Here is an 11,692-nt window from a genome sequence, read left to right as displayed (position 1 = left end):
GATTCCCATCACCCGCTCCATACACATCTTTAGCCGGAAGCGAGCCATGGGTTCGACCGTCCGTGACAGCTTCGCAGCAATGCAGAGCAGGACGCGCGTCAACACTTCCTCTAAGACGAGTCGAAGACTCGCTTTGGATTAGCGGTGTTTGAGTATTCCCATTACCCGCTCCATTTAGATTAAAATGCATAAACATGCCATAACGTACATAAAGACCTTCACTGAAAGGTCTTTTTTTGTATATGTAAATCCGAACTAATGTAAGGGGATACAGAACGAATGTACGATTTTTTCATGTAAAAGTAAAGATTTTAGTCTGATTTTGTAGTATGATGTTAGGAAAGCCCAATTCAGTGCGAACTGAATATGCAGAGATAGGGGGAGACGAATGACTGACCATACGTTAACCGCAAACAAAACCAATTCAAATAACTTGTTGCGGCGGGACGTTCGTTTTCTGGGAAATATCCTTGGCGAAGTACTCGTCCATCAAGGCGGTCATGAACTGCTGAACATTGTGGAGAAAATTCGGGAATTAAGCAAATCATTACGTGCTGTATTTTTGCCTGAATTATACGAAGAGTTCAAAAAGCTGATCAATACGTTGAACCCTGAAATTCGACATCAAGTGATTCGTGCATTCGCTATCTATTTTCAGCTGGTAAACATTGCGGAACAGAATCATCGGATTCGACGCAAACGTGATTACGAGCGCTCTGCCGGGGAGACGGTACAGCCGGGCTCCATTGAGGGTGTCATTCTGGAGTTGAAAGAGCGGAAAGTTTCGGAAAATGAGTTGCAAGAAATTCTTGAAAGCATTTCTTTGGAACTCGTCATTACGGCTCATCCGACTGAAGCGATGCGTCGTGCGATTCTCGATATTCACAAACGCATCGCCGAAGACGTCATGCTGTTAGATAATCCGACACTCACCTACCGTGAACGGGAGCAATTGCGCGATAAGCTGCTCAATGAAGTCATTACGCTGTGGCAGACGGATGAATTGCGCGATCGTAAACCTACCGTATTGGATGAAGTACGCAACGGTCTGTATTATTTTCATGAAACATTGTTCAATGTTCTACCTGACGTGTATCAAGAGCTAGAGCGTTGCCTTGATAAATATTATCCAACCCAAGCATGGCACGTTCCGACTTACCTCCGATTCGGTTCATGGATTGGCGGGGACCGGGACGGCAACCCATCGGTTACGTCTTCCGTCACATGGGAGACATTAACGATGCACCGTGGCCTGGCCATTCGCAAATATGAAGAACGATTAAGAGAATTATTCCGCACATTAAGCTTTAGCACAAGCATCGTTCAAGTATCTGAGGAGTTGTTAAGCTCGATTGCGAAGGATCGGGAGAACGTAACGTTGAAATACGTTCCATTCTGGAACAATGAAAAAGAACCATATCGTATCAAGTTGACTTATATGTTGGAGAAGTTGAATAACATCTCCGACGAGTCCACGAAAGACACCTTGCAGCGTTACCGTATGCCGATGGAATTTGTGGAAGATTTGAAAGTTATTGACCGCAGCTTGCGTCACCATTTTGCAGATTATGTAGCTGATACAAATGTGAGTAAACTGATTCGCCAAGTGGAGCTGTTCGGCTTCCATATGGCAACGCTCGATGTCCGTCAGCATAGCAAGGAACATGAGAATGCAATGACGGAAATATTGGCGAATATGAATATTGTCGAGGACTACAGCCAACTAAGCGAAGAAGACAAGATTGAACTGCTGAACCGTTTGCTGAACGACCCGCGTCCTCTGATTTCGCCTTATATTCAATATAGCGATTCCACGACGGAGTGCCTGAACGTATATGTTACGATTTATGAGGCACAGAAGGAATTCGGGGTCAAGTGCATCACGAGCTATCTTATCAGTATGGCGGAAGCGGCAAGCGATGTCCTTGAAGTCATGCTGTTGGCGAAAGAAGTCGGCTTGTTCCGTCAAGAAGCGAACGACGCTATCCATTGCACGCTTCAAGCGGTGCCTCTCTTTGAGACCATTGAGGATTTGCATGATGCGCCTGGCATTATGAAGACGTTGTTCGATCTTCCGATTTATCGCAGTGCCGTCAGCGCCATGAATGACATGCAGGAAATTATGCTAGGTTATTCAGATAGCAACAAGGATGGCGGCGCGTTCACCGCGAACTGGGAGCTGCGCGTAGCGCTTAAGGAATTGACCGCAATGGCTCAGAACTATGATGTGAAGCTCAAGTTCTTCCATGGTCGCGGCGGTGCCTTAGGACGCGGAGGAATGCCGCTCAACCGAAGTATTATGGCTCAACCGCCTCATACGATTGGCGGTGGCATTAAGATAACGGAGCAAGGGGAAGTATTGTCCTCGCGGTATTCGATGCAGGGCATTGCTTACCGCAGCTTGGAGCAAGCTACCTCTGCGCTCATTCAAGCGGCTATGCTGGCACGTACGCCGCATTCGGATTTGTATGAGTCCAAATGGAAAGAACTAATGGAGAATATCTCGCAAGCTTCTTTGACAAAGTATCAGGATTTAATTTTCCGCGATCCGGGCTTCCTGACTTACTTCAAAGAATCGACGCCGCTTCCTGAAGTTGGGGAGCTAAACATTGGTTCCAGACCATCGAAGCGGAAGAACAGCGATCGTTTCGAAGATTTGCGTGCTATTCCATGGGTGTTTGCGTGGACGCAGAGCCGTTATCTCCTTCCGGCATGGTATGCGGCAGGAACTGGATTGCAAAGCTTTTATCAAGGCAAAGAAGAGAATATGGAGATTATGCGGGACATGTACCAGCATTATTCCTTCTTCCAGTCAATGATCGACAGCTTGCAAATGGCGCTCGCCAAGGCAGACTTGGTCATTGCGAAAGAATATGCCAATATGATTAAAGATGAAACGATCCGGGAGCGTATCTTTACAGCAATTGAAGAAGAACATAAATTAACGACTGATTTGATTCTGCAAATCACCGGACAAGAAGAAATTCTAGATAACGTTCCCGTCATTCAGGAGTCGATTCGCTTGCGCAACCCGTATGTGGACCCGCTGAGCTATATGCAAGTTCAACTGCTGGCCGAACTGCGTGAATTGCGTGAAGCTGAGGAAGACGATCCGATTTTGCTGCGGGAAGTGTTATTGACAATTAACGGCATTGCAGCAGGACTTCGAAACACGGGTTGATGATGACGGGCATGTGCAGTGGCTATTCATCGATTCGACTGGAGCACGAAGTAGCGACGATGCAGTCGAGTCTTGAGCAATCAAGACTCGACTTTTCCTGTGTTTATGCATAGGAACGACTGGTGCAGCGATGACTAGGAACCGAGCAGAAGTGGATGGGAAGAGTACAGATGACGGTGCTCCAAGGTTCGGATTCCTGCTTACGATGTCCGGCATTGTCATTGTACCTCAATGATTGTAGAAGACATCGGCGTAACGAGCAGTGAGGATGGAGGGAGACCGTTGGATACGTTAGAAAAACGGCTCGTGAGATTGGCTCGAAAAGGGGATACGCGGGCGTTTGCCGAGATTGTCGAACTATATAAAGATAAAATATTTCACCTCGCCTACCGCATGCTGAGCAATCGGCATGAAGCGGAAGACGTAGTTCAAGATACCTTTTTGCGAGTATACCGCAATCTGGATCGGTATGATGATAATCAGAAGTTCTCGACCTGGATATATCGTATCGGGACGAACTTATGCATCGACCGTCTGCGCAAGCGTAAGCCAAGCTATTCGTTGGATGCGGAGATGACTGAACAAGAAGGCATTGACGGCTACGCGATGATTCCAAGCGACGACCGGACACCGGAGTCGTATTTGATTGTGAGCGAAACACAGCGCATGGTGCATGAGGCTATTAACAGTCTGCCAGCCAAGTATAAGACGGTGATGATACTTCGCTACTTGCAGGATATGTCCTTGCAAGAGATTAGCGACGTGCTGGATATGCCTGTCACGACGATTAAGACGAGGGTCCATCGGGGACGTGAATTTCTCCGCAAAAAGCTCGAACGGAAAATCTGACAAATAATAGCGGGTTAAAAGTTTGAAACTATTTTGATCTCAAGTCGTATCGTATATCAAACCGGCATAACGTGCGTCCTACGCATGGAACCGGACAAGAGCGGAGCATGCGGGTTACTTTGGATGAACGAGCTTCATCCTGCACATACATTCCGCCCTTGCAATTAACGGTGGTACAGCCGTTTCTATTTGGAAACTCCATGAAAGGATTGGCTCAAATGGATTGCAAACAAGCCGTCTCATTAATGCACGACTTACTAGATGACGATTTGGACCGAGAATGTGCGAAAGAACTCAAAGCGCATATGCTTGAATGCCCGGCTTGCCGTGAGCGTTTTCGTCAATTAGAAGAGGCGGACCGCCTGCTGTACGGATTCAATCATCGTTTGCAGCCGACATCGGATGATTTAACCGATCGAATTATGAGTGTCATTCCGAAGCCAAGGCAGCAAAGTGCTTTATTGGTGTGGGTGAAGCGACACCCGGCTATCACGGTCGCAGCCGTCTTTGTATTGGTCATGATGACAAGTGCGCTTAGCATGTGGAATGCAGATAAACAGCTTATGGTCAAAGGAGCACACTTGGACGGTGTTGTTATCGAGAATAACAAAGTTATTGTTCCCTCAGACAAAGTGGTTGCCGGTGATTTGACGATTCACAATGGAATGGCCGAGGTATATGGTCAAGTACAGGGTGATGTAACGGTCATTGACGGCAAAGTGTTCCAAGCATCTACGGCGAACATTTCGGGCTCGGTTCATCAAATCGACGAAGCATTAGGCTGGATTTGGTACCAGATTACGAATCTGTTCGGTTCAGGGCCTTCATTGCCATAACCGGGCGAGTGCGCAAATCATTCGTATCGTACCACAACTCTCCTGCGATAAATGTAGGAGAGTTTTTTTACCATTAGGAATGTTTAAGTTTTGTGAAGAGATAAAGCGCAACCAAACATTTCGTATGGCGATAAAACCTACCTCTAAACGCGGCCGCTCATCTTCGAGAGGCCTCGATAGAGGTTTTCTCATATGAAAAGGAGTTTTGCGTCAGCTCATCGAAAAGTATATAGTTAGTACGTAGAGAGAAAGATGTTCTTATCAGGATCTTATCAGGGAATTGCCGGGGGTACCTGCATGAATTATTTTACGGATATGACGTGGAAAGACACGATTAAAGATATTATCGATATTCTAATCGTCAGCTTCATTATTTATAAGTTACTCGTTCTCATCCGCGGAACCCGTGCCGTACAGTTGCTGAAAGGGGTTTTTATCCTCGTCATCACATGGGCCATTAGTACGTGGTTTGATTTGTATACGTTGAAATGGTTGATGAATCAGATGTTTACGTTCGGTGTGCTTGCGGTTGTCATTATTTTTCAACCTGAGCTGCGGCGGGCGTTGGAGCAATTAGGCCGAGGCAAGTTCTTCGGCGGCCGTCTGATTGCAGAAGAGGATGAAACCGCAAGAGTCATCGGCGAGTTAATTAAATCCGTTAATTATATGTCGCGTCGAAAAATCGGAGCGCTGATCGTATTCGAGCGCACGACGGGACTTAATGAATATACCGAATCGGGCATTGCGATGGAATCGCGCATTAGCTCGGAGCTACTGATTAACCTATTTGTCCCGAACACCCCGCTGCATGATGGGGCGGTTATTGTACGCGGAGGTCATATCGCGGCAGCCGCCTGTTATTTGCCATTGTCGGAGAATCCTTTTATCAGCAAGGAACTGGGAACACGACACCGCGCTGCCATCGGGATTAGCGAGGTATGCGATGCTATTTCTGTCGTCGTCTCGGAGGAGACCGGGCAGGTATCTTTAGCGATGAATGGACAAGTAGTACGAGACATTAAAGAGGAATCGCTTATTTCCAAGCTATTCGAGGAATTGAAGCCAAAGACGAAGAAAGAACGCCGATTGTTCTGGAAGCGAAAAGGTGAGCATCATGGATAAGTGGCTAATGAATAACAATGCAGCGAAGGTGATAGCGCTAGTCCTGGGTATTTTGCTCTTCGCCGTAGTACATAAGGACGATTCTACGGCTGTAACGACGCCACCGTTGATGGAGTCACGATGGATTGACAGCGTTCAGGTACGGACGATAGGACTGGATACGCAGCAGCAGGTCATTAAATCAATGAAGCCAGAAACGGTGCGCATTCAAGTTCGCGGGAAACGAACGACCATTGCGGCCGCTTTGCCGGAAGATTATAAAGTGACTTTGGATTTGACCGGGTATGGTACAGGGAGACATGTCGTTCCGCTTCACCATGAATTCCCTCAAGGCATCGAGCTTGTCTCCATGCTGCCGTCGAGCGTAACGGTCGATCTGGAGGATGTGCAGACGAAGGAATTTGAAGTGCGGGTGAAGACGGAAGGCATAGCGGCAGCAGGCTACAAAGCCGGAACGCCAATTGTCAGCCCGTCGAACCGGGTGCATGTGACGCTTCCTGCATCCCGTATGGCTGAGGTCAAATCGGTGACGGCCATGGTCAACATTGGTAAGGCAAATGAGTCCGTTATGTTGAAGCGGGTCAAGCTGACCGCATATAATTCCAAAGGTCAGGAGATTCAGGACGCGGTTATGACGCCTTCCGTGGTAGAGGTCGAAATACCGATCACGAAGCCGTTCAAGAGCGTGCCACTGCAGGTGAATTTGACGGGTCAATTGCCGGATGGCTTGGCCGTATCGACCCTTACGCCTGATGTTAACCAGATTACATTATACGGTCCACAGGAAGCGCTGGATCAATTTGAATTCTTCGATGGGGTGCAGGTCGATCTGCGTCAGATTAAGGCCGAGGGTGTATATAAATTAAATGTGAGATTGACGCCTCCTTCGAACATTGAGAAAATAGAACCGAGTGAGATTACCGTCGACTTACAAATTTCGAGCGTGAAGCAAAGAGTAATTTCCGGAGTGCCTATCATATTAACAGGGGAGAATGACCGGCTGGAGACGACGGTTGCGGAACCGGCTACCCGCAAGATGGATGTCACAGTTGTCGGCGCACCGAGCCTAGTTGATGAGCTGAAGGCCGGAGATATTCAATTAATTGCGAACGTAAATGATTTGCCTCCGGGCAAGCATACGGTGAATCTTCAAGTCAATCTTCCAAGATTTGTTCGACGTGCGGACAATATACCGCTTACGGTGACGATTATAATCCAGGATCATAGTACGCCCGTAACGACAGAGCCCGATACGAAACCGACCCCTCCCGCGGGAGGGGATGCCGGCAATTCAGAGGGAAGCCAGAGTGAGACGGGACAAGAGGAGCATAAGCCGACCGTACAGGAGGACGCAGGAACTTCGACGGAGACGAACGATACCTCTCCTGATTCGAATTCCGAAAATGATCAATCATCATGACGAAATGCATAAAATAACGGTACATCTAAATAGAGGTTAGGAGAAAAGACTATGGGGAAATATTTCGGAACAGATGGGGTACGCGGAATTGCGAATCAAGAATTGACCGCGGAACTCGCATTTAAAATTGGCCGCTGCGGCGGTTATGTGTTGACCGGCGAGGCCTCAGGCAAGCCGAAGGTGCTAATCGGGATGGATACGCGCGTCTCCGGACGTATGCTGGAATCATCTTTGACGGCAGGCCTGTTGTCTATTGGGGCGGATGTTGTGCTGCTTGGAGTCGTCTCGACTCCCGCTGTGGCATATTTGACGCGGGTATTGGGCGCGGATGCAGGGGTTATGATTTCGGCTTCTCACAACCCGGTAGAGGACAACGGCATCAAATTTTTCGGAGCTGACGGCTTCAAGCTGCTGGATGAGACAGAGCTTGAAATCGAGCGTCTCATGGATGCGGAGACGGATGAATTGCCACGTCCAATTGGTGAAGGTCTCGGTACTGTCACTACGGATACGGAAGCGAAATGGCGCTATGTGGAGTACTTGAAATCCACCGTATTGAACCGCTTCGAAGGCCTGCGCATCGTGCTTGATTGCGCGAATGGGGCGGCATATGAGCTGGCTCCACGTTTGTTCCAGGAACTCGGTGCAGAGGTCATTGCTATCGGGGCGGAACCTACTGGATTGAATATTAACGCGGATTGTGGATCAACGCATCCGGAGCAGTTGAAGGAAGAGGTTGTCCGTCAAGGGGCGCATCTCGGACTTGCGTTCGATGGCGATGCCGATCGGTTGATTGCGATTGATGAGCATGGGGAAGAAGTGGACGGAGACTTCATTCTGCTCATTTGTGGACACGAAATGAAACGTGCCGGCCGGTTGAAGGGCGATACAGTCGTAACGACGGTGATGAGCAACATCGGCTTCTTCAAGGCGGCAGAGAAGCTAGACTTGAACACTGCCAAGACCGCGGTCGGTGACCGTTATGTCATGGAAGAAATGAGACGTGGCGGATACAATCTCGGTGGAGAACAGTCTGGACATGTCATCTTCCTTGAGCATAATACGACTGGAGACGGAATGCTGACGGGCATCCAGCTTGTCGATACGTTAATCAACAGCGGCAAGACTTTGGGTGAAGCGAAGTCGCTTATGCGCAAGTATCCGCAAGTACTCGTCAATGTGCGTGTCGGGGATAAGAGCAAGTACAAAGACAATGCTGTAATTGAAGAAGTCATTGCCTCTGTGGAGCAGGAGCTCGGTGATAACGGGCGCGTTCTTGTGCGTCCGTCCGGTACGGAGTCGCTTATTCGCGTCATGGCGGAAGGCCCAGATGCAGACGTCGTCGAAGCGTATGTAAAGCGCATTGCTGACGTTGTGCAGAAGGAATTGAGCTAATATTGTAAACGAAGGAATCAAGCTGCTTTTCTGACCATTAAGGAATGTTTACGTTCTGTGAAGCGATAGAGCGAAATCAAACATTCCTTATGCCGATAAAGCCTGCCTTTAAACGCGGTCGATCATCTTCGAGAGGCCTCGTTAGAGGTTTTATCATGCTGTCAGAAAGGCGGCTTTTTTCCTATTATTGTGTACCCATTGCCAACGAAAACCGAAATGCATATAATAATAAGCATGTTCCTCTGAGACGGAGCGATGAGAAGACTGTCGAACTTCCATAGCTCATGCAAGAAGCCGGCGTGTCATTGGAGCTAGACTCGGTGCAGCGTTTGTCTTTTGAACTTCGCTGCGTGAAGTAACGTGTCTAATCGTGCAAGTTTCATTTCAGAATAGAGAGTGAGGATAGAGGCAGGACGTAAAATAAAGCGGGAACTGTGTTAAAAGCGCCAGCACTTGGATGGCAGATTCGACATCTGCAGCAAGTGGACGAGGTGGAGGTGTTCGAAATTATCGGCGGGGACCTCCCGGTGTGTCACCGGCACCGTAATGGCAGAGCGGAAAACGACGAGGCGACTTGTCGCACAACGCCTGCTTGCGAAGGTGAATGTGAAATCAATTAGTGAATATGATGAACGTTTAATATAAAAAAATGGGCTGCCTCATGGATGGACGGAGCGCACAGAGTTCAAGGGATCCTTATCCTATATTGCTGTTGTGCTTGCAAGACGTACGGAGTGTGTAATCTCCTCTTGACGTTTTCCATGGGCAGGATGTTGCGGTGTTATCTTTAACCTCATAAATCATTGAATGCATATGCCTGTATGGCCAGCAGCATGACTTCTGTGTGCACGTTCGTCCAGAACGCAGCATGACGGAGGTATATGGATTATGTGTGGTATTGTCGGATATATCGGAACAAGGGATTCTCAAGCGGTGCTGTTGGACGGATTAAGCAAACTGGAATATCGGGGTTATGATTCCGCAGGCATTGCCGTGTTTACGCCACAAGGCTTGCAGATCAGCAAAGCCCAGGGCCGCTTGGCAGTGCTTGCTTCGCGCCTGGAGGATGAACCGCTGCAAGGAACAGTAGGCATCGGTCATACGCGCTGGGCTACGCACGGGAAGCCGTCGGATGTGAACTCGCATCCGCACACGGATGAGGCCATGAAGTTCTCTGTCGTCCATAACGGTATCGTCGAGAACTATATGGAACTGAAAGAGGAGCTTATCGAGGCCGGGTATATCTTTGTCTCGGAGACGGATACGGAAGTAATTTCCCATCTGATTGCGAGAGAATATGATGGAGACATCGTGAAAGCGGTACAGCGGGCAACGTCGCATATGCGCGGAGCCTTTGCCTTGGCCGTGTTGACCGAATATGAACCGGAGAAGCTGGTTGCAGTCCGATTCGCCAGCCCGCTCGTTATCGGTATTGGTGATGGAGAGAATTTTATTGGATCGGATATACCTGCTATTTTGCAATATACGCGTCGAGTGTACATTCTCAATGACGGAGAAATGGCGGTCCTAACTAAGGACGCTGTCGAATTGATGACGCTAGAGGGGAATTTTATTTCTCGGGAAATGATTGTTGTCGATTGGGACGCGCTGACTGCAGAAAAAGGCGGTTACGACCATTTCATGCTCAAAGAAATTCATGAGCAGCCCAAAGCGTATCGCGACACGATGCGCGGTAGAATCAAGGAAGAACGAAGTGGAATCAAGCTGCCGGAATTGAAGCATGTGACGGCATCGAAATTGCGGGCCATCCGCAACGTGCATATTGTCGCTTGCGGTACGGCCTACCATGCGGGACTTGTCGGACGGACGCTCATTGAGCAGTGCGCAGGTCTTCCGGTGGAGACAGATGTCGCGTCGGAGTACCGCTATCGGTCCCCGATTATTACGCCAGAGACGCTCGTCATCGTCGTCAGCCAATCCGGTGAGACGGCGGACACGCTCGCGGCGCTCCGGGAAGCAAAGCGCTGCGGCGCAACGGTACTGGCCATCACGAACGTGGTCGGCAGCTCGGTCGCTCGCGAAGCGGACGATACGGTCGTCACCTGGGCAGGCCCGGAGATTGCCGTCGCTTCGACGAAGGCGTATACGTCGCAGCTGGTTGCGTTCATGCTGCTCAGCCTGTACATGGCTGAGTCGTTAGGCACAAAGAAAGAGGCTTGGATTCAGGAGCAGCTGGCGGCGATGGAAGCTTTGCCGGAGCAGGTGGAACGCATCTTGGAGCAGGCTGACGAGCTAAAGCGGGTGGCGGAAGACATGGCGCAGCACGACCATATGTTCTTTATCGGTCGGGGCCTCGACTATGCGGTCGCCTTGGAAGGCTCGTTGAAGCTGAAAGAAATCTCCTACATTCATTCCGAGGCATATGCTGCAGGTGAATTGAAGCACGGTACGCTTGCGCTGATTGAGGAGGGCATACCGGTTGTGGCGCTGATTACCCAGTCTGCGCTGGTGGAGAAGATGGTGAGCAACATTAAGGAAGTAAAGGCGCGCGGCGGTGTCGTCTATGCGATTACCGACGAAGCGAACGCTACTGCGGTGCAAAAGGCGGTTGACGGCATGTTCGTCCTGCCGACGACGCTGCCGCGGCTTGCTCCAGCGCTCTCGGTCGTGCCAATGCAACTCATTGCGTATTACGCGAGCTTGGCTCGCGGCAATGACGTCGATAAGCCGCGCAACCTGGCGAAGAGCGTGACGGTGGAGTAAAAGTTGTAGGATGTTGTTTTGATTTTGTAGATTTGAAATAAAGTTGCACCGTTTATAAATTAAATAGACTATAATTAATAGAGAATAATATGTTCAATATATGAACATTTATTCTCTATTTTTTATTATAGACGGATTGTAAAATGAAGTGCGACAGTTACCATT

At 49.0% G+C, this 11,692-nt stretch carries 8 protein-coding genes; all 8 read left to right on the top strand.

Annotated features, from left to right (window positions below):
- Positions 1 to 388: 388 nt before the first annotated feature.
- The 8 genes from ppc (at position 389) to glmS (ending at position 11,527) form a co-directional block, all read left to right on the top strand.
- Positions 389 to 3,181, top strand: a complete 2,793-nt coding sequence (gene ppc / locus A372_RS0101090) for a phosphoenolpyruvate carboxylase (RefSeq protein ID WP_019419005.1) — start codon at positions 389 to 391, stop codon at positions 3,179 to 3,181.
- A 282-nt stretch (positions 3,182 to 3,463) separates the two neighbouring features.
- Complete coding sequence (gene sigW, locus A372_RS0101085) at positions 3,464 to 4,030, top strand: RNA polymerase sigma factor SigW (RefSeq protein WP_019419004.1); 567 nt, start codon at positions 3,464 to 3,466, stop codon at positions 4,028 to 4,030.
- Between the two features lie 218 nt (positions 4,031 to 4,248).
- Positions 4,249 to 4,866, top strand: coding sequence for a zf-HC2 domain-containing protein (locus tag A372_RS0101080; RefSeq protein ID WP_026010823.1), 618 nt, complete (start codon positions 4,249 to 4,251; stop codon positions 4,864 to 4,866).
- 297 nt (positions 4,867 to 5,163) lie between these two features.
- Entirely contained in the window at positions 5,164 to 5,988 is an 825-nt protein-coding gene (gene cdaA, locus A372_RS0101075) for a diadenylate cyclase CdaA (protein WP_019419002.1), read from the top strand.
- Positions 5,981 to 7,408 (top strand): CdaR family protein, encoded by a 1,428-nt coding sequence (locus A372_RS0101070; RefSeq protein ID WP_019419001.1) that lies wholly within the window; start codon positions 5,981 to 5,983, stop codon positions 7,406 to 7,408. Before cdaA ends, A372_RS0101070 begins: the two co-directional genes overlap by 8 nt.
- Positions 7,409 to 7,459: 51 nt before the next feature.
- Entirely contained in the window at positions 7,460 to 8,803 is a 1,344-nt protein-coding gene (gene glmM / locus A372_RS0101065) for a phosphoglucosamine mutase (protein WP_019419000.1), read from the top strand.
- Positions 8,804 to 9,237: 434 nt separating this feature from the next.
- The gene (locus A372_RS37045; protein ID WP_157259379.1) at positions 9,238 to 9,423 is read left to right on the top strand and encodes a hypothetical protein; all 186 of its coding nucleotides are present in this window, start codon (positions 9,238 to 9,240) and stop codon (positions 9,421 to 9,423) included.
- A 268-nt stretch (positions 9,424 to 9,691) separates the two neighbouring features.
- Entirely contained in the window at positions 9,692 to 11,527 is a 1,836-nt protein-coding gene (glmS, locus tag A372_RS0101060; RefSeq protein WP_019418999.1) for a glutamine--fructose-6-phosphate transaminase (isomerizing), read from the top strand.
- Positions 11,528 to 11,692: the final 165 nt, after the last annotated feature.

Source organism: Paenibacillus sp. OSY-SE (assembly GCF_000283315.1).
In the GTDB taxonomy this organism is placed as follows: domain Bacteria; phylum Bacillota; class Bacilli; order Paenibacillales; family Paenibacillaceae; genus Paenibacillus_B; species Paenibacillus_B profundus.
Note: the sequence above shows the minus strand (reverse complement) of the source record. Positions and strands in the feature narration are given on the sequence as shown.